The organism is Streptococcus parasuis, from assembly GCF_021654455.1.
Taxonomy (GTDB): domain Bacteria; phylum Bacillota; class Bacilli; order Lactobacillales; family Streptococcaceae; genus Streptococcus; species Streptococcus parasuis.
In genome coordinates this window covers 514124-537968 of the sequence record NZ_AP024276.1, presented here as the reverse complement: position 1 = coordinate 537968, position 23845 = coordinate 514124, and the positions used below count along the sequence as shown (strand labels likewise).

24 protein-coding genes are annotated in these 23845 nt (G+C 39.7%); 3 read left to right on the top strand and 21 right to left on the bottom strand.

What is annotated here, in order from left to right:
* Positions 1-33: 33 nt before the first annotated feature.
* On the bottom strand, positions 34-270 hold the full coding sequence (locus tag L6410_RS02715) for a YneF family protein (RefSeq protein ID WP_012027622.1): 237 nt from the start codon (positions 268-270) through the stop codon (positions 34-36).
* Positions 271-370: 100 nt separating this feature from the next.
* Positions 371-1618, bottom strand: a complete 1248-nt coding sequence (locus tag L6410_RS02710; RefSeq protein ID WP_237395854.1) for a diaminopimelate decarboxylase — start codon at positions 1616-1618, stop codon at positions 371-373.
* Positions 1619-1751: 133 nt separating this feature from the next.
* Between L6410_RS02710 and pepC the strand changes: the two genes are divergently transcribed.
* Positions 1752-3083: a C1 family peptidase gene (gene pepC, locus L6410_RS02705; protein WP_237395852.1), complete on the top strand. Its 1332-nt coding sequence runs from the start codon at positions 1752-1754 to the stop codon at positions 3081-3083.
* A gap of 48 nt (positions 3084-3131) precedes the next feature.
* On the opposite strand, the gene L6410_RS02700 is transcribed toward pepC, so the two are convergent.
* Genes L6410_RS02700 through L6410_RS02690 form a run of 3 tightly spaced genes read right to left on the bottom strand, consistent with a single transcriptional unit; the run spans position 3132 to position 5125 of the window.
* The gene (locus L6410_RS02700) at positions 3132-3833 is read right to left on the bottom strand and encodes a Bax inhibitor-1/YccA family protein (RefSeq protein WP_237395849.1); all 702 of its coding nucleotides are present in this window, start codon (positions 3831-3833) and stop codon (positions 3132-3134) included.
* Positions 3834-3854: 21 nt separating this feature from the next.
* On the bottom strand, positions 3855-4337 hold the full coding sequence (locus L6410_RS02695; protein WP_002938294.1) for an HD domain-containing protein: 483 nt from the start codon (positions 4335-4337) through the stop codon (positions 3855-3857).
* A 47-nt stretch (positions 4338-4384) separates the two neighbouring features.
* Entirely contained in the window at positions 4385-5125 is a 741-nt protein-coding gene (locus L6410_RS02690) for a TrmH family RNA methyltransferase (protein WP_024396415.1), read from the bottom strand.
* A gap of 164 nt (positions 5126-5289) precedes the next feature.
* Here L6410_RS02690 and L6410_RS02685 point away from each other — a divergent pair, with 164 nt between their 5' ends.
* Together L6410_RS02685 and yidC are read left to right on the top strand one after the other, a co-directional pair.
* Positions 5290-5571: an acylphosphatase gene (locus L6410_RS02685; RefSeq protein ID WP_024391148.1), complete on the top strand. Its 282-nt coding sequence runs from the start codon at positions 5290-5292 to the stop codon at positions 5569-5571.
* Positions 5572-5640: 69 nt separating this feature from the next.
* Positions 5641-6555, top strand: coding sequence for a membrane protein insertase YidC (gene yidC, locus L6410_RS02680; protein ID WP_024391147.1), 915 nt, complete (start codon positions 5641-5643; stop codon positions 6553-6555).
* Positions 6556-6639: 84 nt separating this feature from the next.
* On the opposite strand, the gene greA is transcribed toward yidC, so the two are convergent.
* From greA to gndA, 16 genes are all read right to left on the bottom strand, one after another.
* Positions 6640-7122 (bottom strand): transcription elongation factor GreA, encoded by a 483-nt coding sequence (greA, locus tag L6410_RS02675; RefSeq protein ID WP_024383831.1) that lies wholly within the window; start codon positions 7120-7122, stop codon positions 6640-6642.
* A 79-nt stretch (positions 7123-7201) separates the two neighbouring features.
* Positions 7202-8995 carry an endolytic transglycosylase MltG gene (gene mltG / locus L6410_RS02670; RefSeq protein WP_237395847.1) on the bottom strand — a complete coding sequence of 598 codons (1794 nt, stop codon included), beginning with the start codon at positions 8993-8995 and terminating at the stop codon, positions 7202-7204.
* Between the two features lie 71 nt (positions 8996-9066).
* Positions 9067-9552, bottom strand: coding sequence for a GNAT family N-acetyltransferase (locus L6410_RS02665; RefSeq protein WP_024391145.1), 486 nt, complete (start codon positions 9550-9552; stop codon positions 9067-9069).
* A gap of 54 nt (positions 9553-9606) precedes the next feature.
* Complete coding sequence (murC, locus tag L6410_RS02660) at positions 9607-10938, bottom strand: UDP-N-acetylmuramate--L-alanine ligase (RefSeq protein ID WP_024391144.1); 1332 nt, start codon at positions 10936-10938, stop codon at positions 9607-9609.
* Positions 10931-11608 (bottom strand): divisome accessory protein ZapJ, encoded by a 678-nt coding sequence (locus L6410_RS02655; RefSeq protein WP_024391143.1) that lies wholly within the window; start codon positions 11606-11608, stop codon positions 10931-10933. Before L6410_RS02655 ends, murC begins: the two co-directional genes overlap by 8 nt.
* A 68-nt stretch (positions 11609-11676) precedes the next feature.
* Entirely contained in the window at positions 11677-14769 is a 3093-nt protein-coding gene (locus tag L6410_RS02650; RefSeq protein ID WP_237395833.1) for a pilus expression-regulating Snf2 family helicase, read from the bottom strand.
* Between the two features lie 296 nt (positions 14770-15065).
* Complete coding sequence (locus L6410_RS02645) at positions 15066-15374, bottom strand: hypothetical protein (RefSeq protein ID WP_024391141.1); 309 nt, start codon at positions 15372-15374, stop codon at positions 15066-15068.
* A gap of 1 nt (position 15375) precedes the next feature.
* The gene (locus L6410_RS02640) at positions 15376-15714 is read right to left on the bottom strand and encodes an MFS transporter (RefSeq protein WP_237395831.1); all 339 of its coding nucleotides are present in this window, start codon (positions 15712-15714) and stop codon (positions 15376-15378) included.
* Between the two features lie 82 nt (positions 15715-15796).
* Positions 15797-17107, bottom strand: a complete 1311-nt coding sequence (gene der, locus L6410_RS02635; RefSeq protein WP_024391139.1) for a ribosome biogenesis GTPase Der — start codon at positions 17105-17107, stop codon at positions 15797-15799.
* Between the two features lie 18 nt (positions 17108-17125).
* Positions 17126-17839 carry a nitroreductase family protein gene (locus L6410_RS02630; protein WP_237395829.1) on the bottom strand — a complete coding sequence of 238 codons (714 nt, stop codon included), beginning with the start codon at positions 17837-17839 and terminating at the stop codon, positions 17126-17128.
* On the bottom strand, positions 17836-18735 hold the full coding sequence (gene dnaI / locus L6410_RS02625) for a primosomal protein DnaI (RefSeq protein ID WP_172024958.1): 900 nt from the start codon (positions 18733-18735) through the stop codon (positions 17836-17838). The genes L6410_RS02630 and dnaI overlap by 4 nt, the downstream gene beginning before the upstream one ends.
* Positions 18735-19886: a replication initiation and membrane attachment family protein gene (locus tag L6410_RS02620; RefSeq protein ID WP_237395828.1), complete on the bottom strand. Its 1152-nt coding sequence runs from the start codon at positions 19884-19886 to the stop codon at positions 18735-18737. The genes dnaI and L6410_RS02620 overlap by 1 nt, the downstream gene beginning before the upstream one ends.
* A complete protein-coding gene (gene nrdR, locus L6410_RS02615; RefSeq protein ID WP_024391135.1) occupies positions 19873-20364 on the bottom strand; it encodes a transcriptional regulator NrdR in 492 nt (163 codons plus the stop codon). The genes L6410_RS02620 and nrdR overlap by 14 nt, the downstream gene beginning before the upstream one ends.
* A gap of 73 nt (positions 20365-20437) precedes the next feature.
* The gene (locus L6410_RS02610; RefSeq protein ID WP_172041000.1) at positions 20438-21565 is read right to left on the bottom strand and encodes an AI-2E family transporter; all 1128 of its coding nucleotides are present in this window, start codon (positions 21563-21565) and stop codon (positions 20438-20440) included.
* A gap of 79 nt (positions 21566-21644) precedes the next feature.
* Entirely contained in the window at positions 21645-22334 is a 690-nt protein-coding gene (locus L6410_RS02605) for a response regulator transcription factor (protein ID WP_024391133.1), read from the bottom strand.
* An 81-nt stretch (positions 22335-22415) separates the two neighbouring features.
* On the bottom strand, positions 22416-23843 hold the full coding sequence (gndA, locus tag L6410_RS02600) for an NADP-dependent phosphogluconate dehydrogenase (protein WP_237395827.1): 1428 nt from the start codon (positions 23841-23843) through the stop codon (positions 22416-22418).
* Between the last annotated feature and the right edge of the window lie 2 nt (positions 23844-23845).

The following is a 23845-nucleotide window of genomic DNA, read 5'->3' as shown; positions in this document are numbered from 1 at the left end:
GATCTGGGAATGAATATCCCAGTCCCAGTTTGATTATTTTTTCTTGCTTGCTACTTTTTGTTGGCTCTTGATTTGGCGAAGCACTTGTTGAACTTTTGCTTCACTTGGTTTTTGACCCATTTGGCTCATCATCAAACGCAAAGCATTCTCATCCAAAATTGGTTTATCAGCAATGTAGTTTTCCACCTGTCTGCGTGACAAGTAAATCCCCAAGGCCACACCACCTGCAAATGCCAATACAATTAGTAAAATAGCTAAACCTAAGTTCATCTGTCAATCTCCTGACTTTTCTAAAAAGTATAATTCTGGATTGTTTTTAACAATCTTTCAATATCCCTATTATACCAAATTCCCTAGTCTTTTCCAAGACTTACCTGTCAAAATCAAAACCGTAAATGGTTGCGAAATAATCCTCAGGTCTTTCTGCACGACGAATCATACGCGCTGTGCCATCTTCCTGTAAAAGAATTTCAGAGGAACGCAGACGACCATTGTAGTTGTAGCCCATGGAGAAGCCGTGGGCACCACTGTCATGAATGACCAAGGTGTCTCCTACTTCTGCCCGTGGTAATTCACGATTAACTGCAAACTTGTCGTTGTTTTCACAGAGGGAACCAGCCACATCCACCACTTCGATTGGGGCATCTGGACGTGTCACATTTGTGATGTGATGGTAAGCACCGTAAAAGGCTGGACGCATGAGATTGGCAGCTGATGCATCGACACCAATATAAGTCCGATAGGTTTCCTTACGATGAAGCACCTTTGTAATCAAGTGACCGTGTGGCGCCAACATAAAGCGACCCAATTCTGTAAAAATTTTAACATGTCCCATACCAGCTGGCGTGAGAATTTCCTCGTAAACCTTTCGAACACCCTCACCAATGATAGCAATATCGTTTGGTTCTTGCTCAGGACGATAGTTGACCCCAATCCCACCTGATAGGTTGATGAAGTCCAAGGTCACACCTGTTTCCTCACGAATTTCCAAGGCCAATTCAAAGAGTTGACGAGCTAAGACAGGATAATAGTCATTTGTTACTGTATTCGAAGCTAAAAAGGCATGAATACCAAACTGCTTTACACCCAGTTCTTTCAGCTCCTTATAGCCTTTCATGAGCTGGTCTTTGGTCATCCCAAACTTAGACTCTTCTGGGTGGTCCATAATGTCCGTTCCCAGTGAGAAGACTCCTCCAGGATTGTAACGGAGGCAGACCGTTTCTGGGATACCAGCAACATTTTTCAAAAACTCAATGTGTTCATAGGCATCAAGGTTAATGGTCGCCCCAACTTTTCGAGCATAGACAAATTCTTGCGCTTGGGTATCATTGGATGTAAACATGATGTCTTTAAAGCCCAATTTTTCACTCATCAGCACTTCTACATCTGTTGCACAGTCCACTCCACAGCCTTCTTCTTGTAGAATTTTCAAAATAGCGGGTGTCGGAGTCGCCTTGACCGCAAAATATTCCTTAAAGCCCTTGTTCCATGAAAAAGCTGCATTGAGGGCACGCGCCTTCTCACGAATGCCTTTTTCATCATACAAATGGAAAGGAGTCGGAAATTGCTCCGTAATGGTATCCAAAATTTCTTTACTAACAAATGGTGTCTTGGTCATGTCGCTACCTCATCAAATATTTTTCCTATTATATCACAAATATGTGAGGAACTGTAGCTTTCAACTCCACCAAATACTTGCAAAATAAATTATGAGCGTTATAATGTGAATATCATTAAAAAAGGAGTAATATATGTCAACATTAGATTTTGATTTTACAGAACGCTTGTATGCCAATTATCTAGCTAATCCAAGCCTACAGGCAACCGAAAATACCGTGAGCCACAACGGACTTTTGAAATCCTTAGAAACACGCCAAAGCGCCATTGACAATGACTATGTCTTTTCAATCGACTTGACCAAGGACGCTGTTTCAAACCAAAAGGCTTCTGGACGTTGCTGGATGTTTGCTGCATTGAATACCTTCCGCCACAAACTCATCTCAGACTTCAAGCTGGAAAATTTTGAGCTATCACAGGCCCATACCTTCTTTTGGGATAAATATGAAAAGTCCAACTGGTTCCTCGAACAAATCATCGCCACAGCTGACCAAGAAATTGGTAGCCGTAAGGTAAAATTCTTATTGGATACCCCGCAACAAGATGGCGGTCAATGGGATATGGTTGTTGCCTTATTTGAAAAATATGGTGTGGTACCGAAATCCGTCTATCCAGAATCAATCTCATCCAGTGCCAGCCGTGAGCTCAATCAGTACCTTAACAAATTGCTCCGTCAAGATGCACAAATCTTGCGAGACCTCCTTGCCAAAGGAGCTTCCTCAGAAGAAGTTCAAGTACAAAAAGAAAACTTACTTCAAGAAATCTTTAACTTCCTAGCCGTCAACCTTGGACTCCCTCCACGCAGCTTTGATTTTGCATATAGAGATAAAGACAATGTCTATCACCGTGATACAAATGTCACACCTCAGGCATTCTACGAGAAATACGTTGGTTTGAAACTATCTGACTATGTCTCCATTATCAATGCTCCTACAACTGACAAACCCTACAATAAATCATATACAGTCGAATTGTTGGGGAACGTTGTTGGCGCCCCTGCTGTCCGCTACCTCAATGTAGAAATGAACAGGTTTAAAGAACTGGCTATTGCCCAACTCAAAGCTGGTGAATCCGTTTGGTTTGGTTCCGATGTCGGTCAAAGTAGCAATCGTCAAACTGGTATTATGGCAACCAACACCTACGACTTCTCTTCAGGTCTGGGTATCCATTTCCATCAAGACAAGGCTGGAAGATTAGACTACTCCGAAAGTTTGATGACCCACGCTATGGTCTTAACTGGAGTTGATTTAGACGACAATGAGCAACCTCTCAAATGGAAAGTGGAAAACTCTTGGGGTGACAAGGTTGGTGACAAGGGATACTTCGTCGCATCAGATAGCTGGATGGACGAATACACTTATCAAATTGTTGTCCGAAAAGAATTCCTCACACCAGAAGAACTAGCAGCTTATCAAGCTCAACCACAAATCCTTGCCCCATGGGATCCAATGGGAGCTCTAGCATAACAAACGACATATAAAAAAGAGGGCAACCCTCTTTTTTATATGTCATAATTAGTCTCGACTCAATCCACCAAAGATACGGAGTAAGTTGAGGAAAAGGTTAATAAAGTCAAGATAGAGCTGAAGCGCCATAGATACGACCCAACCTTGACCAACATTACCACCAGTTTGTTCGAAAACATTGCGGATACGTTGGTTGTCATAAGCAATCAAACCTGAGAATACCAAAACAGAAATGATAGACATCATAAAGCTTAGACCTGAGCTACGAAGGAAGATATTAATAACGCTTGCAATAATAATTCCCCAAAGAGCTGCACGCAATGCCTGAGCCATACCAGAAAGGTTTCTCTTCGTTGTCATCCCAATTACAGCCATGATAGCAAACATGAGAGCCGCTGACACAAAGGCAAGCACAACTGTTTCACTAGTATAGAACATCAAAATCATGCTAATGGTGATACCATTTGTCACTGAGTAAGCAAGAAACATTGGTAAAGCCATTGGACTATTTTTAGCTGCCATTGCTGAAGCAGAAACAACCAAGGCAAGCTGTCCAATCATGATCAGCATCATGAAGAGGGAACCTGCACTAAGCAAACTAAGTAGCAAAGGTTGAAATACTGTCACAGCTAGGAGTGATACTAATGCTGATAGTCCAATTCCCATAGCAACCACTCCGTAAATCTTGCCAAAGAAACGGTTAAGGGCGGTGTTATCCACCTGATTAATAATAAAAGAATCGTTATTCATGATATTCTCCTTTAAATCATCTTATTGAAAACGAAAGACCTTGCGATTTTTCCACTTGTGTTGCATAGGCAGACTCCATTCTCTTACTGCCCAATACTTGTCAACACAAGTCACAATCCAAGACTCTTTATAGCGAGGAGGAGCAATCGTTGCACCAAACATGTGCTTCACAATAATATCTTCTTCTAATTTATTAAGTTGAATGAGTTTTTGAGCATTGCGCTTAGCAATCCGTGGATGAACCCAAGCATGACTTTTATTAAACTTAGTATCTCTCCAGTCATAGAAAAAGAGATCGTGTAATAGTCCACCGCGAGCGGTCGATTTTGCATCCCATCCGAACTTTTTCGCAATTTTATAACTTGTATAAGATACGTTAATGGAATGTTCCAACCGTGTGGAGTAATAATGATGAGGAATCTTCCCCAATTTTTGAACTTTAGGTGTAGCAATTAAATGCCCCACATAGTCCATGTATTCTTTATCTTGTTTATATGCAACCATTCTTTGAACCTCGTTGGATTATTATACCACACTATAGTACAATTGGCTTAAATAAAGCTAAACAGTAAAATTCCTGCTGCAATCGCCACATTGAGACTTTCAGCTTGACCTGGCATGGTGATGTGGACAAGTTGATCCGCTTCTTCAGCCACTAAATCAGAAATTCCCTGACCTTCGTTTCCCATTACCAAGGCAAAACTCGATTTTGGCGTAATTTCCTTATAGTCAACCGACTGACTAGAGAGGGTTGTTGCCAAGATTTGTATCTGATTGCTTTTTAAAGCCGAAAGGATCGCTGCCATCGGCATTCGATAAACTGGTAAATGGAAGTGACTCCCCTGCATGGAACGAAGCACTTTCATATTATAAATATCAGCCGACTTATCCGATAGAAATACTCCATCAAAACCAGCTGCATCAGCTGTACGAATCATTGTCCCAACATTTCCAGGGTCCTGCACATCTTCCAGAACCAAAAATTTTCCAACCAAAGTCTCAGGTAAAAGTTGGCTCGGCAAAGCAAGTTGAGCTACTACCCCCTGAGGTGTCTTAGAATCAGCTAAATCTTGCATAATTTCAGGACTGACAACAGTCACATTGGCTAAACCTACAACCTTTTCAAAATACTCTTCCACCACAAAAATATGCTCAATATTGGCTCCAGACTCCATCGCTTCCTCCAGCAAATGCCAGCCTTCAATCAGATAGGAAGAGGTCCGATATTTTTTCTGATGTAATTTTTTAACTTGCTTGACCAAATGATTGGCCTTTGAGCGAATAATGTCCATGTTTGTCCCTTTTCTTTTACTGTTCAACAACTTTATTAATAAAATACCAGGTACTCTTGATACCAAATATATCTTATTCCGTCAAGAAATCATCATCAAGATGGTGAACAGGATTACCCAACCATGATATAATAAAGTAAAGGTCTTGTCAAAAGGAGAAGCTTATGCGTAAGGTAAAAATGATTGCATCTGGTATTGTCCAAGGAGTTGGTTTTCGATGGTCTGTCCAATACCTTGCTATGGAAATTGGTGATATAACTGGAAGGGTCTGGAACAACGAAGATGGTACTGTAACCATCCTCGCCCAATCAGAAAATGCTGAGAAGCTCAGCCATTTTATTCATGAAATACGAAAAGGGCCCTCTCGTATGGCCAAAGTGACCTACCTAGATGTTACCCTGGCCAATTTTGAGGACTATAAGGATTTTCAGGTTAGCTATAGATAAAACTTGTATATTTCCGTCAAAAAAAGTAAAATAGAGAGTATACTGAAAAAAATAAAGGAACGAAAAAAATTGAAAAATAAACGTCTACTCATGTTGTCAGGCATGGCCTTATCAACACTTCTTTTCTTATCTGGTTGTGTTCAAACTGATAAAAGCGGAAATCCTACAGGTCTCATTTGGGATTGGTTGGGACAACCAATGTCCAACTTAATTCGCTTCTTTGCAGAAGATCAAGCTCTAGGATTTGGTCTTGCTATTATCATCGTCACCTTATTGGTTCGATTCATCATCCTCCCATTGGGAATTTACCAATCTTGGAAAGCTGCTATCCAATCTGAGAAGATGAATTATCTCAAACCGATTTTAGGCCCAATCCAGGAGCGCATGAAAAATGCAAGCTCTCAAGAAGAGCAACTTGCTGCGCAACAAGAGTATTTTGCAACTCAAAAACAATACGGTGTGAGCATGCTCGGCGGAATCGGTTGTTTGCCGATGCTGATTCAAATGCCATTCTTCTCTGCGATCTACTTTGCGGCTCGCCACACACCAGGAATTTCTGAAGCCACTTTCCTTGGTATTAATTTAGGTTCAACTAGCCTGATTTTGACAGTCGTTGCTGGTATTTTGTACTATGCCCAATCGCTCTTAATGCAAGTCGGCATGGATGAAGAACAGAAAAAACAAATGAAAACCATGGCTCTGATGAATCCAATTATGATCATGATGTTCTCATTTGGGTCTCCTGCTGGAGTGACTCTCTACTGGGTTGTCGGTGGTCTCTTCGGTATTCTTCAACAAGCTATTACAAACTTCATTTTGAAACCTCGTATTCGTAAACAAGTGGAAGAGGAATTCAAAAATATCACAGTGACAGCAACTCCTCGTAAAACAAAGGATGTTACTCCAACTGCTTCAGCAGTCATTGAAGGAAAAACAAACAATAAGAAGAAAAATCGTAATTCTGGAAAACAACGTTCTAGATAATAAATACTAAAAGATTGGGATTCCCAATCTTTTTTAGTACCTTCGCGAATAAAAAGAGAGAATCTTACGACTCTCTCCACACTATTATTTAGTTTTTTCAACACCTAGAATTTTCACATCATAGCTACCTGCTGGTGTTTCAATTGTAGCTACATCCCCTGTCTTCTTACCAATCAAGGCTCTGCCAATTGGACTTTCGTTAGAAATTTTATTAGCAAAAGCATCAGCTCCAGCTGCACCGACAATATGGTAAACTTCCTCTTCAGTCTCACCAACTTCTTGAACTGTTACAGTTTTACCAATTGCCACTTCGTCTGCAGCAACTGCATCACTATTTACAATTTCAGCATAGCGAATTTTGGTTTCAATTGTTGAAATTTGACCTTCAACAAATGCTTGTTCATCTTTTGCTGCTTCATATTCAGAGTTCTCTGAAAGGTCACCATATGAACGTGCAATTTTTATACGTTCCACAATTTCTGGACGACGAACGAGTTTTAATTCTTCTAATTCTTTTTCTAATTTTTCTTTTTCTTCCAAGGTCATTGGATATGTTTTTTCTGCCATGTTCTTTTCCTTTTTCATTTTTTTCAAGAAAACAAAATTATGTGGAATACCACATAATTTTGTTCTAGTAAAGACTAATTTATTCTAAATGCGCATTGACATAATTTGCAACATTTTGATCATGTTCTTCAATCGTCTTAGCAAAGTAAACAGTTCCTGTTGTAACATCAGCTACAAAGTAGAGATAGTCCGTTGTATTCGCATTAATAACTGCATCAATCGCAGCCAGACTTGGACTATCAACTGGTCCTGGCATCAGTCCAGTCCTCCAATAAATATTATAAGGAGATTCGATTGAAGTGTCAATATTCGTATCCTCGGCCAGAGTTGTTTCCTCTCCTAGTTTACCTTGGGCATAGAGAATTGCAATATTGGACTGAAGAGGCATTTCTGCATTTAAGCGATTAAAGAATACACTTGCAATATTACGACGATCTTCATCTGTTGATCCCTCTTTTTCAACAAGAGAAGCAAGTGTCAGTACTTCATTTACAGTTAGGTTTTTATTAGCAATCGCTTCATAATAAGGTTGAAGGCGAGCATCTGTAGTTGAAATCATCTGCTCAACCAAGTCTTCGATTGTTGTATCGTCATAATAATCATAAACAGCTGGGAAGAGGTATCCCTCTAATCTGTAAATAGCTCCACTATCCGCAGCAGGTAGACTAGCAAATAAGTTTGGATAGGTTGCAACCATTCGATCAATGAATTCTTGATTTGTTACTGTAGTTAAAAATTCCTCACTGGTAAATGGTGTTTTATCAGTTTTATCATCCGTTTTTGCATTCAATGTAACTGAATTCGCAATTTGTGTAAGGGTATAACCTTCAACGATTAACACTTTTCCTGCAGGTTCCTCTTGAGCAGTCGGTGTTCCACTTTCTTGCAAAGCTTTCGCAAGATCATCTACTGACATACTTTGTGATAGGTTATAAAATCCACTCTGGTAATTATTATAACTCTTAATTTTTGAGTAATAATTAAAAACAGTAGCATTTTTTATTAGGTCATTCTCAAAGAGAATATTTGCGATTTCCTTAGTAGATGATCCTTCAGGAATCTCCACTTGAATCGTTTTTGTGGCTTCAGTATTAACAGGCTCCAAGCTTGATTTTACCCAGAAGAAACCAAACGTACAAGTAGCTAAAAAGAAGACAACTACTAATGACATAACCACCGCAACAATTCTTTTGGCCGTTCTGTCCTGTTTCTTTCGTTTTTGCTTATTTTTACTATGTGTACGGCGTCTTGGTTGACTTTCTTCGACTTTTATTGGCTCTTTTGAAACTGCCACTGAAGGGGCTATCAAAGTCGCTTCTAGTGGAATAATTTCTGTATCACCAGTAACAGTCGAAACATCTTCTTTAGGGAAGTCAATAAATGTGTCCTCTAACGATGGACTTGTTGAATGAGCATCAAAACTCTCTTCAGACTGAACTGAAGTAGAACCCATTTTTTCAGATTCAAGCAACTGATCTCCTAAAAGTTCTGGATTAGCTGAAATGAAATTTCTAAGTTCTTCCAAATTACGTTCAACTGTATCTTGTAATACAGGTTGTGGTTGATCTCCCACATTGCTATCAGTTTGTTTTTCATCAAATACTATTATTTCTTCTGAAATACTCTCATCAGCACTCTCTTCTAATACTTTTGGAAGCTCTTCAGGTTCGAATTCAGCGACTTCACTATGATCAACTTCATTTTTCGCAACAGAAGCGATTGCCTCAATCTCCTCAACAACTTTATCATTTACTTGAGACAAGGTCTCTTCCGGTTGTCCTTCAAGGCGCTGGGCTTTCAATTCTTCTAGTTCACGTAAAATTTGATCACGAAAACTTGAAGGCTGTGCATTGTTATCATTCTCTTTTGTCACAATTACACTCCTTTCACACAGTTACCATTCATTATAACTTAAAGCATTTATAAATGCAAGAAATTCCTGTTTTAGGGAGCATTCCAGTACATATCAAACCATGAAGTACCACCAAATTCTGACTCAGAAGGTCCGAAATCTGTAAAATGATTTATTTCATAATAACCGACTAAAACTTCTTTACAAGTTAAAGCAATTCCCACATAACCTTCTTGAAGAGCAACTTCTTTCAACGCTGCTAATAATAGTGTTCCAATTCCCTGTCCTTGATAATTTTTCGACACAGATAAACTAGCAATAGCTAGATAATTACCAACTGGAATCGTATCAGAAGATAAATAAAAAATCGCATCTGTCACCTTAGGCGTGGTGCATGGGCATGAGAGGATAAAGCCCACTAATTCACCATTGTTTTCCATTACAAGACATGTTTTTTGAAGCCTGTCAAGATAGGTAGCAAGGACAGCTTCCGAAATTTGTTCCTGGCTTGAAAAATTAGCTTGTTCAAGCTCCACTACTTGCTCTAAATCTGAGAATTTTGCAAAACGAATTTCCATATATTTTCCCTTAAATAGCGGAAAAACAGGGGCTAAAAGCCTCCGTCTCCCACTTTATTGAACATTATTTGTAAGGTTGGACAAAAGTCTTTCAAATGAGTACTCATATGACTGAATGTCCCCTGCTCCCATAAATACATAGACTGCGTTGTCATGATCCAACAGTGGTGATGTATTTTCAACAGTAACTAAGCCACCTTTTTTATTGATTTTAGCTGCCAAATCTTCTACCTTAACTTGACCATTATCTGTTTCACGTGCTGAACCATAAATTTGAGCAAGGTATACTGCATCAGCACCATTCAAAGCATCTGCAAATTCATCCAAGAGGGCAATGGTGCGAGTAAAGGTATGTGGTTGGAAAATGGCAACCAATTCTTTACTAGGATATTTTTGACGAGCGGCATCAATCGTCGCAATGATTTCAGTTGGATGGTGAGCAAAGTCATCAATAATGACTGTGTTATTGACCACTTTTTCAGTGAAGCGACGTTTTACACCACCAAAAGTCTTCAAATGCTCTGCAACCAACTGCAAATCGAAACCAGCGACATAGAGGGTAGCAATAACAGCTGTTGCATTCATCACATTATGCTTACCAAATGTCGGAATTTGGAATTCACCCAACTCTTCCTCACCGTGACGCACCTTAAACTGTGATCCTGTAGTAGAAGGTTTGAGGTCATAGGCAATAAAATCATTGTTTTCCTTTAAACCATAGTAAAAGATGGGAGCATTTGCAGTAATTCTTCGGAGTTGCTCGTCTTCACCATATACAAAGAGACCTTTTTTAACCTGTTTTGCATAATCATTGAAAGCGTTAAATACATCTTCAAGACTTGTAAAGTAATCTGGGTGGTCAAAGTCAATATTTGTGATGATGCTATATTCCGGATTGTAGGGTGCAAAATGACGTTCATATTCATCTGACTCAAATACAAAATACTGTGCATTTGCTGAACCACGGCCAGTACCATCACCAATTAGAAACGATGTATCCGTAATATTACGCATAACATGCGCTAAGAGCCCTGTTGTTGAGGTCTTACCATGGGCTCCTGCAACACCAAGACTTGTAAAGCCTTTCATAAATTCGCCCAAGAATTCATGGTAGCGTTTATAGGTATATCCATGTTCATCAGCAAATGCGATTTCAACATTATTGTCTGGACGGAAGGCGTTACCTGCAATTAATTCAACATCCGCTGTGATGTTTTTTTCATCAAATGGCAAGATTGGAATGCCAGCTTGTTCCAGCCCTCTTTGAGTAAAGTAATACTTTTCTACATCACTCCCCTGTACCTTGTGCCCCATTTGATGTAACATCAAAGCGAGCGCACTCATACCAGACCCTTTTATTCCAATAAAATGATAGACTTTAGACATTTCGTTCCTCTTCTATATGTGTTAAATTCAATTCCTGTGCAAGCTGACGTTCTCTCTGAATAGTCCGTTCTGGATAATTATAGACTTGGCTTTTTTTCAAAAAATCGTAAGAATTCTTTTTTACAGATTGAACTTGTTCACGATCCTCTTTCTTGAGTGAATAGACAGTTGGCATATCCGCTAAAATATACTCTGACTGACGTAAATTATTAGCCAAGCGAGTCAGTCTATCCACTTTTGTTCCAACTGTAGTTTCAGATGGAACAACAACTGGTCGGACACGAGATGGTTGAATCACAGTCTTCTCATCTCTCAAATAACCAGCCGACCGTTTTTTCTTTAAATCCTCTCTTGCTTTTTCGCGAGCCAGTTGTCCTTGAGTTTTTTCAGCAGGTGATTTGGCCCTTACAAACTGTTGCCGATCTTTTCTTGAGTATCGACTCGGTGTAGCTTCAAAAAGTGGTGGTAATAGCTCGTCTTCTGACTGGGAGCTAGAACTATCTTGAGCTGACTTCTTTTTTTCTGTAGCCATTACGAAATCTCGCTCCTGATACGGCCCTTTAATATTACTGATTAAATCACTTTCATCATATAAACTCATTACAGGGTTGGCACCAATCAGAATCTCGTTATCTGCAACTAATGGAAATCTTCTCTCTTGTCGAATCATAAGTCATTCCTTTCAAAGACATATTATACCACATTTTTGTAATTTTTCCTTATCCTGTATATGTCCACCTATTGGATTCCTAAAATCTCGCGGATATCCTCTGCAGTTAATTGTGAGCGGCTTTCATTTCCATCAAGTACTGTCTTTACAAGATTTCTTTTATTCTCTTGTAGCTCTAGAATTTTTTCTTCAATAGTCCCACGAGTAATCAATCGGTAACATTCAACCATCTCTGTTTGACCCATTCTGTGGGCACGACTGATGGCTTGTGCTTCAACAGCTGGATTCCACCATAAGTCTACCAATATGACTGTATCAGCTCCTGTTAAATTCAGGCCAACACCGCCTGCTTTCAATGAAATAAGAAAGGCATCTCGACTACCTGCATTAAATGCTTGAGTCATTTCCTGTCGTTGATTTGCAGGAGTTGAGCCAGTTAAGGTATAGGATGTCAATCCAATTTCTTCCAGTTGAGACTCAATTTGCTCTAACATATTTCGAAACTGAGAAAAAATAAGAACTCGCCGATTCCCTTCTTTTAATTGAATTAATAATTCTCTCAAACTATTTAACTTGCCACTTTCCCCCTTGTAGGAATCCAAAAATAGGCTTGGAGTATCGCAAATTTGCCTTAATCGAGTGATTCCCGACAGTATTTCGATTTTACTTCGATTAATTTGCGCATCAGTTGCACCAAGAACTTGTGATTGCATTTGTTGAAGTTGTGCTAAATAAACTGTCTTTTGTTCATCAGTTAATTCATTCAGAACATTGACTTCAATTAAATCTGGTAACTCTCTGAGAACATCTTCTTTATGACGCCTCAACACAAATGGTTGTATAGTTCGAGCTAATTCTTTAGCTGTCATCTTACTAAAGGCTTGCTTATTGGGTAGCAATCCTGGAAGAACGATTTGGAAAATAGACCATAATTCTGTTAAGTGATTTTCGATCGGTGTTCCAGATAAGGCAAAACAGTTCCCTACTTCAAATTCACGAAGTAATTGGGCAATTTTTGATTGGGCATTTTTCATGACCTGAGCCTCATCCAAAATGAGGTAATCAAATCGCTCCTGCTTGTATAGCTCTACATCCTGCCTAAAGGACGGATAAGATGTCACTAAAATTTGCTTTCTATTTGCAATAATCTCTTCACGTTGTTCTCTGGTACCATGAACAACAGCCACATCAAGTTCAGGTGCAAATCTGTTACACTCCTCTAACCAATTATAAATGAGACTGGAAGGTGCTAATATCAATACTTTTGAGTCTTCACTTAGTCGACTAGTCAAAAAAGAGATGGTTTGTAAGGTCTTTCCTAATCCCATATCATCAGCTAGAATCCCTCCAAAACCATAAGTATCTAACATAGATAACCATTTAACACCAATCTGTTGATAATCTCTAAGCGGGGTAGTGACTCTCAATTCAGGAAGTGGGAAACGTTCTGGCTGAGCGAGATAGGTTGCCATTTCTAAAAACTCTTTCGTAAATTGGACTTGTTCAAAGTTTGCAAAAGATTGAGACAATTGGTATCCCGCTAAAGCATGGACCTGAAGTTGTCCAGTTTGATTGTGGCGGGCTCGTAAGTTAATAAGAGTTTGACTAATTTTCTTTGTGTCTTCATCAAAGACTAAGACCTTTCCACTGGTACTAGTATAATAGTCTTCTTGATTTAATAAAGCCTGAATGGCCTGATCAATTTCAATCGGATCAACTCCGGACAAATCAAAAGAAATATCCAAAAGTGAACCATTACGAGTCACCTCTATTTGTGGCTTAGCTTCAATGAGTAAATCTTGAATATCATCTGATAAGACCACTTTCCCCATTTTTTGCAAAGCTGGTACTTGCTGACGGAAAAAAGGATATAACTCTGTTTGACTAAGCGAAGCCCTATAAGCCTTATAGGTTCCATGAAAACCAGCCAGATGGATTGTTTGAAAAACAGCCTCCAAGTGTTGGAAATGGCTCGCAAATGGTAATAGAGCTAATTCCTCTTCACTGCTTACCATTCTACCACCAAAGTTTAACAGCAATTGCAAACATAGACGACCATCTGCTTCCATCTTAATGTAAAACTCTGGCTTAAAATCATATATCCTAAACCGTTTTGGAGCTGACACACTACCAATCGTTTGCAAATCTAATAAACTCAGTGCCAGTCGATCTTGATCGCTGAAATCAACTTGAACTTTTTTATGGCCAGATTCAGTTGGGACTAATTCTGATAGATGGCGAATCAGATTTTCTTGCCAGCGATTGACACTATAAACAATCCCATCCACCAATAGAAAACGCCCTTGAAATAGCTGTCGATAAGATTTCTCATGAATGACCATTTCAATCATGTGCGTGTGGACCGTTACATCAAAGTGAAACAAACCTGCATCTTCACTCAATGGAAAAACGTTCATAGAACGATAAGATTGCTGCTGATACGAAAATTCAAATACAGCTAGCTGGTTCAGCAATTCCAGCCCTTCTTCAAAATAGGCCTGAGGTAAGCGAAAATGTCTTCCAAAATGTATGAGAATATCTGAGTCCAATCCAACTTTCTCTGGTACCAAATTCCATAGAAAATCTAACAAAGCCTGACTAGGCTCATCAAAATTTTCATACGCAACCAGCTCATAATAATTTTTCCCAATTTGGTAATAACCATTAACCTTTACCAGACGCAAAAATGCACCAATATCTCTTACAATATAAGAACGACTATCTGGCAGACGGGAAATTTTCAAAGTCCAATCAATCTGACGATCAAAAGGCAACAAACTTCCTTCCACAGATAACTGATACTTAATCCCCATTTCTGGCTTTGGACGAAGAATCTCATCTAAAAACAGACCACCAAAATAGGTTCGACGAACGGTTTCTTTATGTTCATCCCCCTCTTCTTTCATGGATTGACTTATATCCTTGCCCGACGTATCATTTTTCAAGAAATACTCCGTGGCAGCTAAATGTTGGCAATAACCCTTGCTCTGAAATAATTGACAGCTACATTGTAAATCGCTATCCTCATCTCCATACACAAAGTGTTCTCCGGCAATATCAAGCTCCATTTTGCCATTCTTACTTTGAAGAACTGTCAATTGTCCAGCCTCGTATAAATCAATTCCTTCTTGGCGAATCCGCCCCGGCATCATACGACCCATTCAAGCTCCTTTTCTTTTTGTCATTTGTCTTTTTATAAATGCAAAGTGTGAAAAGCTGGAGAATCGATTTCCGTAGCAAATTTCTACAATCCTGCTTCTCACTGCAAGTCTGACCATTACGACTATTGCAAACTACACTCCCTATTTTCAACCTCATAAGGTTACCCAAACCCTCTTGTAAACAAAATGACAATACTAACTATATCAAAATCATTATCATTCCATTATAGCAGATTTTAGGGGAATTTTCTCCGACTAGACATCAAAAAAAAACATCAGCTGTTAAACTGATGTCTCTAATAAATAGTAGAATAATAAATCGTTACTTGCCACATTTTCAAGATAGTTTTTCCGCATTTCCAAAGCCAAAATAAAGCAAGCAACAAGAAAACAATCGCTACTACTACGTTCATCAAGCCTTTTCCTTCCAAGAAAAATACGAAAAAGAAGACGGTTACACAAGTAAGCAAGGCAAAGAGTAAGACATGAATCAGAACTCCTAACCAACCTAGCCAGTAGCGAAATCCAAAGGGAGGGTGTTTCCTTTCATCAAAGTCTGCTAGACCAGTCAAAAACTCAACCAACAACTCACTAAAAAAATCCACACTATTCTTCCTTTCTGACCTGTCGGTAATACTTTGTTCGTCGGACAAGGGTTTTAATTGCATGTAGGGATAGGAAGCTAAGGCCAATTGCAAATAACAAAATGAAGATGAAAAGCAAAACCGTAGGCTGTTCAAATCGATTATAGACCATGGTGGAACCACATGTAAAAGCAATAAAATAGGAAATAAAGGTCGCAAAAGTAACCCAAAGACAGGCTACCAGACCCAGCCAATACCGAAAGCCGAAAGGTTTATACTGACTGTCTTCATAGAAAATAAAATAGAAAGCTGAGATTGCAAGCAATAGAAAGAATAATCGCCATATTGGAATTGATATCATACAAATTCCTCCTACTTTCATTCTAGCATATTTGTGAATGCTTGCAAAGAAAAAAGAGGTTACCCTCTTTTTATTCGGAACTTTACTTCCGCTTTCTAGCGATTAAATGAATCGGTGTTCCTTCAAAGACAAAGGCCTTACGGATTTGATTTTCCAAGAAACGCATGTAAGAAAAATGCATGAGTTCTTCTTCATTGACAAAGACCACAAATGTCGGTGGCTTGGTCGCAACCTGTGTCGCGTAGAAAATCTTGAGGCGTTTCCCCTTATCAGTCGGTGTTGGATTGATAGCAATGGCATCCATGATGACATCGTTGAGAACAGCCGATGGAATACGAGTATTCTGGCTTTCACTAATAGCCTTGATCATCTCAGGCAACTTATTCAAACGTTGTTTTGTTAAAGCCGATACAAAGATAATTGGTGCATAAGACAAGTATTGGAATTGGTCACGAATGTCGTCTTCCCACTGTTTCATGGTATGGTTGTCTTTTTCAAGCGTATCCCACTTGTTGACCACGATAATCATTCCCTTGCCAGCTTCATGGGCAAAACCTGCGATGCGTTTGTCATACTCACGAATACCCTCTTCAGCATTGATGACCATTAATATGACATCCGAACGTTCAATGGCACGCATGGCACGCATAACAGAGTATTTCTCCGTATTTTCATAGACCTTACCAGACTTGCGCATCCCTGCGGTATCAATCATGGTAAATTCTTGACCTTCTGGGTCTGTAAAGTGCGTATCAATGGCATCACGAGTCGTTCCAGCAACAGGCGACGCAATCACGCGCTCTTCACCCAAAATAGCGTTAATCAAGCTGGATTTACCAACGTTTGGACGACCAATCAAGCTGAACTTGATAATATCTGGATTTTCTTCTGCTTCCTGAGCTGGTAGGTTTTCAATGATAGCGTCCAGGACATCCCCTGTTCCGATACCATGTACAGAAGATACTGGATAAGGATCGCCAAGACCGAGTGAATAGAAATCGTAGATGTCATTACGCATTTCAGGGTTATCAACTTTATTGACAACCAAAATAACTGGTTTGTTTGTCTTATAAAGGATACGCGATACATACTCGTCAGCATCCGTCACACCTTCTTTGCCTGATACGACAAAGACGATAACGTCCGCTTCATCCATGGCAATCTCAGCCTGATGCTTGATTTGCTCCATGAAAGGTGCATCCACATCATCAATACCGCCTGTATCAATCAAGGAAAACTTACGATTCAGCCACTCACCAGTAGCATAAATACGATCACGGGTCACACCTTCCACGTCTTCTACGATAGAAATGCGTTCCCCCGCAATACGGTTAAATAAGGTTGATTTACCAACATTGGGACGTCCAACGATGGCAATAGTTGGTAGAGCCATAGCTCCTCCTCTTCTAGTTTACAATAGTTTATTTTTTTCTAATACAGCCCTCGTTTCAGGCTGCTCTGGCTGACCAAATTGAGCAATTAGGCGCTCAGACCAGGTTTCTGTTTGGCGAGCTCCTGCATATTCAGTCTGTACTAAGTCATATGTTTCAATTGCTTCCACGCCTTGTTCTACATATTCTTTATGGAAAACAATAGCTTCTTTTGCCAAACGTGGTTTAACTGGATGATGCTGAGCAGGCCGCCCTAGAGCAATACAGAAAATGGGATAGGTATAATCCGGCAAATTGAACAGCTCCGCTATTGCTAAAGCCTTATGGCGAATCAGTCCAATAAACACTCCGCCGTAGCCCAAGCTTTCTGCCGCTAATAAGGTATTCTGACCGGCCAAGGAAGCATCAACTGATGAAATCAGGAGATTCTCTGGTCCTTTGGCATCAAAGTCTGAACCATGAAGCACCGCCGCCTTGCTGGCACGATTGTGGTCCCCCACAAAAACAAGAATTGCCTGAGCTTGTAGAATGGCAGGCTGTGGTACCAAGTCATATAGTGCTTGTTTTTTCGCTTCTGTTTGGACGACAACAATGGAATAGGACTGGAAATTCTTCCAGCTAGAGGCAGCTCTACCAGCTGCGATGATTGCTTCAAGATCTTCTGCTACAAGAGGCTCCTCTGTAAAACGACGAACAGAGCTATGGTTCAACATTAAATCAATCGTTTCATTCATCGGCGGTTATTTCCTTTCAAATGTAAATCACGTGCTAAATAACGAATCCGCTCCATAACCCGCTTGGCCTGCCAGGTCTCATCACCAGACTTGCCAGATGCAAAATGACGTTCCAAATCATCAAAGGAGAAATTGGAAGTAAAGAAGGTCGGCAGATTTTCCTGCATACGGTACTGAAGAATGACCTGTAAAACATCATCTCGCACCCACGGGCTATGTTGTTCCGCTCCGATATCGTCTAATACCAAGACTTGAGCCATCTTGATTTCGTCAATTCGCTCCTTGACAGAACCATCTTTGATGGCATTTTTTATATCGACAACAAAGGTTGGATAATGGAGCATGGTGGTTGATTGAAGATGGGTTTTTGATAACAAATTGGCTAAATAGGCCATCAAATAGCTTTTACCAATACCAAAGTTACCATAGATATAAAGACCTTTTGGTTTTTCTTCAAAGCGTTTGACAAAATCCGTAATGGCTAGCATGACTTCCACACGATTTTCATCATTCTTATCAATATCTGCCACAGTGACATTTTTCAAACTTGCCGGCATATTGATAAGCTGAATTCGATTCTTGATAGCTTCCAAACGACGGTATTCGACCAATTCCTCTGTTTCGAGATAGGAAACATCCGCATAGCCTTCATTCATGACCAAAACAGGTTGGTAACCTTTGGCGATATAGGCCTCATCTTGTTTTACAAACAAATCACGCTGGCTAATATATTCCAAAAATTTGGAAATGGACAGGGTTATCTCCTTTTGAGTCAACCCTTCTTTCTTAATAAAGGCAGCAACTTCAGCATCACTCACTATCTCTTGATAGAGTTGCTGATAAGATTTTGGGCTTGGGTTTGTTGCCTGCGACAACTTATCTTGAACTGATTTCATCAGCTACCTCCTTTATTTTCCATTTCTTCTAACTCACGATAAAGAGCCGCCAACTTGGCTTGACCTTCTTGTGTTTGTTCTTGTTGAACCTCTTCCTTACTCCACTCAGGTACATTGGTTTTTGTTTCTTGTTTTGGTTTGCTTTGTGATTGGCTGGACTTCAAATCCCTGAGATAGACAACAGCCGCCTCTGCACTGCCAATTCCCTTGTAAGAAAAATCATTTCCAAGCTTCATTGCATACTTTTCATTGAGATTGGCAGAGTCAACCTTATTGAAAGTATAGAGAACCAAGATATTAATCACCTCATCAAGCAACCCTATGTTTGCCAAATCCGTTAAGCATTTCCGCTCAGCCATGGTTATAGTTGCTTTGCGCTGATCCTTTAAGATAGACAGAAATACAAGACTGGATTTCGATTTCGCTTCCCGAACAATAGCTTTTTCCTGGCCAGTGAGGTCGATTTTTTCTTTTGGCAATGACTGACGTGACTGCTGCAATCGTTTGGTTGAAATCGTCTGTCCAATAGCTGTTGTTTTAGCCTGACGATAGGTTTCCAACCAGGTCCAACCTGCCTGCTCTGCTATGTAACTAAGTGCGATAATATCCTCAGTTTCATCTTGAAAATGCAATTTATCTTTAGCCATCAGAGCTTTAAATGCTGACCAATCAAAATCACGATTGGGTTCAAAAGTAAGAGGAATCTGTCCATCCATTGTAAACACTTGTGAAAAATTCTTGGAAATATTTTGTTCCTGTTTTGGAATATGGACCAGTAAGCTATCCACACTAGCTTCCCCAATCTTTTTAGCCAACAAATTCTTATACAAGGGCTTGGTTAAAAAGTTTTTTACAGTTAAAGGAGCCTGTACAGCTATTCCAGTCAACTCATCCGCACGATAGAGTTCCAAAAGTTCCATGGCTGTCAAGACATCTAAGGCCTTTTCCAATCGATTCATACCAAAATCCATATGGTTGAGAATCGAAGCCCATTTATAACGTCCTTGCCCCTGGTCGGAAAAACTATAAAAGTAATAATAAAGCGCTAAAGCATCAAACCCAATGATGGGTTGGTAACATTGACTCAAACTGACAACATCTGGAATGAAGGCATTTGTTTTTATATAGGTAAATAAATCATTTGGCTTCATCTTTTATTCCCGTTTTTACCTTGCTCCCCTTCGAAATCATCTGTTTGAGCAGATTTTCTAATTCACCAACATCCTTGAACGAACGATAGACTGAAGCAAAACGTACATAGGTAATTTCATCTAATTCAACCAATTCTTCCATCACAAAATTACCAATTACGTCACTTTCAATTTCAGCATCACTAATTGAGCGGACCTTTTGTTCTACGCGGTTAACCACTTCGTCGATATCACTGGTTGATACAGGACGCTTTTGGGCAGAACGAATGATTCCATTAAAGATTTTTTCGCGAGAAAATTGTTCTCTGGTACCATCTTTTTTAACTACAACTAAGGTTTTTTCCTCAATCCGTTCATATGTGGTAAAACGTTGACCACATTGGTCACACGAGCGACGACGACGAATTGTGTTGCCATCTTCTGCTTGACGGCTGTCTATTACACTTGATTTTAAACTATGACATTTTGGACAACGCATACTCACTCTCCTACAAAAACTTTATCATCTCAGTATAGCATAATTTGAACAAAAACAAAAGAAAGCGAATAAATCACTTTCCTTCAACAATCTGATTTTTCATCTTCAATCGACTATATACCCATTCTTTTACCAATCGATAAACAACTGCAAAGATCGGTGTGAAGAAGATCATACCTAACAGACCAAATAAATTACCACCTATCAATGCTGCTGCCAAAGTAAATACAGTAGGAAGTCCTACAGACTGCCCGACAACACGGGGGTATATCACATTTCCTTCGATTAATTGTATGATTTGGAAAAGTACAATAGACCACAGAGCCAGCAATGGATTTTGAACAGCAACAAAGAGAGCACTGATTAGACATGCTGAAAATGGACCAATATAGGGCACAAAGGACAATACACCTGCTAAAATTCCAGCCATGCTTGCATAAGGGATTCCTGAAACAGAGTAACTTACAAATACCAAAACCCCGATGATACACGCTTCTACAATCTGACTCATCAAGAATCGATCGTAGGTATCAATAATCACTTCTCCAATATAATTGACTACCTTGACGGCTTTAGTTGGTAGGATAGCTTGTAATAATTTTTGTGTCATAGATAGTAAATGTTCCTTGCTACCCAAAATGGCTAAGGTAAAGAAGAAAGCCATGACTAAGGTCATTGTGTTCGAGAAAATCCCTGTCACATTTGAGACAAGTCCAGAAAGTATCGGCGCCACGAGACTGGATACAAAGGTCAAATTCTTCAATTGATCCAATAGACTCGAAACTTGTTCGCCTATCTGACCAGATAGCAGACCATAAGACTGTAAAAATGATGTTAAAGCATTGATCGATTTTGGAACGGCTGTACTACTAACAGAAACTAATTCCGATAAAGTTGTTACAAGCGTTGGTAGAACAATAAGAACCAGTCCTGTGACAATTAAGATGAACGCAATGAGTACACTCAAGATGGCAAGAGCTCGCTTGGATTTTTTTAAAAAAGAAACTTTTTCAATCAAGTCCTCTATTTTTTTCATTGGAACATTTAATATAAAGGCAAGAAGTCCACCAATAAGAAGTGAGTTCATGCTCCCAAGTACCGTTAAGATTCCGCTATAAACTGTTGACCAATTTAAAACTGTTAATAAGACCAGCCCAGCAAAAATGAGCAAAATCAACTGCTCTTTCAATTTCGAATTCATAGATTCATACTCCTTATAATCCATACCATTCTAACATAGGTAGAAACAAAAAGAAAGAGCTTTACACTCTCTCTTGTCTCTAATCTCTCATGGTATAGCCAACACCACGTACCGTCCGAATATAGGAAGCCTGTCCTGGAACATCTAATTTTCCACGAAGATAACGGATATAGACATCCACAACATTGGTTTCAGAGGCCGCTTCATACTTCCAGACTCGTTCAAGAAGCTGTTCTCGGCTAACTGGTTCTGGACTATTCATCAATGTCGCCAGCAAATCATATTCTCGACGCGTCAAGTTGATTAACTCATCTCCCCGTGTGACCGTTCGGTTTTGAAAATCAACTTTTAAATCTCGATAGGCCGCATGCAAATGAACCTGTTTACAATTTGTTTCAATAAAATCTCTACCACGGAAAATATCGGAAATTTGTTCCACCAAGTCACTAATAACAAATGGCTTCACAACGTAAAATACCGCATACGTCAATACATCTTCCCCATGTTCAGCCACTTCTGTTGGTTCGACAACTACAATCATCACCGTAGCAGGTTTGATTGCAAGAAGCTCCTTAGCCAACTCCTTGCTGGACATATCGGATAATTGGAAACTCATCAAAACCAAATCAAAGTCTGTCTCATGAGCTAGTGATAAAGCTTCTTTCCCTGTTGAAGCATAATCAACGATATACTCCTTCTTCTGAAGTTCCATGGAAACAAAATGTGAAAGATTACGCTCTTTCCCAGCAATCAAAATTTTCTTAGCCATTGTTCATCCTTTTTCTATAGTTGCATGGTTTAGGAATCGAATCATGACTAGAAAGAAGAGCGCTCTCACGCCCATCTATTCTTATTTTGATTCGCTATACCAGTCGTAATGGAAGACACCTTCTTTGTCTTTACGGTTATATGTGTGAGCACCAAAATAGTCACGTTGTGCTTGAATCAAGTTGGCTGGTAAGTTTTCAGCACGATAGCTATCAAAGTATGTAATCGCTGCAGAGAAAGTTGGTACAGGAACTCCTGCTTGAACTGCCAAAGCAACAACATCACGAACAGCCTGTTGGTATTTCGCTGTTACATCAAGGAAGTATTCGTCCAAAAGCAAGTTTGCCAAATCTTCATCACGGCCGTATGCATCTGTAATTTTTTGCAAGAAGCGAGCACGAATGATACAACCCGCACGCCAGATTTTTGCGATTTCACCAAATGGTAGGTTCCAGTTGTTTTCTTTAGATGCTACGCGTAATTGTGCAAAGCCTTGTGCATAAGACATAATTTTTGAGAAGTAAAGGGCTTGACGGATTTTTTCGACCAATTCAGCCTTATCCCCTTCATAGGCAAACGGAGCTGGTTTTGGAAGAACTTTACTTGCAGCCACACGTTCTTCTTTGTATGTAGAAATATAACGAGCAAATACAGATTCTGTAATCAATGACAATGGCACACCCAAGTCAAGTGATGATTGGCTTGTCCATTTACCAGTTCCCTTGTTACCAGCCGCATCCAAAATGTAGTCAACGATTGGTCCATCTTGGCCTTCATCATCTTTGCGTTTCAAGATATCCGCAGTGATTTCAATCAGGTAGCTATCTAATTCACCCTTATTCCACTCAGTGAAAATATCAGCCATTTCATCAACAGACAAGCCGAGCAAATGTTGCATCAAATCATATGATTCAGCAATCAATTGCATATCTCCATACTCGATACCGTTGTGAACCATTTTAACATAATGACCAGCACCATCCGGACCAATGTATGTAACACATGGCGCACCATCTTCTGGTGCTTTTGCTGAAATTTCTTCTAAAACGTCTGCTACCAAGTCATAGGCTTCTTTTTGACCACCAGGCATGATAGAAGGACCCTCAAGGGCACCTTTTTCACCACCAGATACACCTGTTCCGATAAAGTTAATTCCTGAGTTTGCTAATTCTTTAGAACGACGGATTGTGTCTTCATAGAAAGTGTTACCGCCATCAATCAAGATATCGCCTTCATCCAAGTGTGGTAACAATGCTTGGATTGTTGCATCTGTACCAGGTCCAGCTTGAACCATCAACATGATACGGCGAGGTTTTTCAATAGAAGCAACAAAGCTTTCTACATCATAACTAGGTACCAAGTTTTTTCCAGGGTTGCTTGCCACAACATCCTCAGTCTTATCAGCAGAACGGTTATAAATGGCTACTGTATAGCCACGTGATTCAACGTTAAGCGCAAGGTTGCGGCCCATAACAGCCATCCCTACAACACCAAAATTTGCTTTTGTCATTA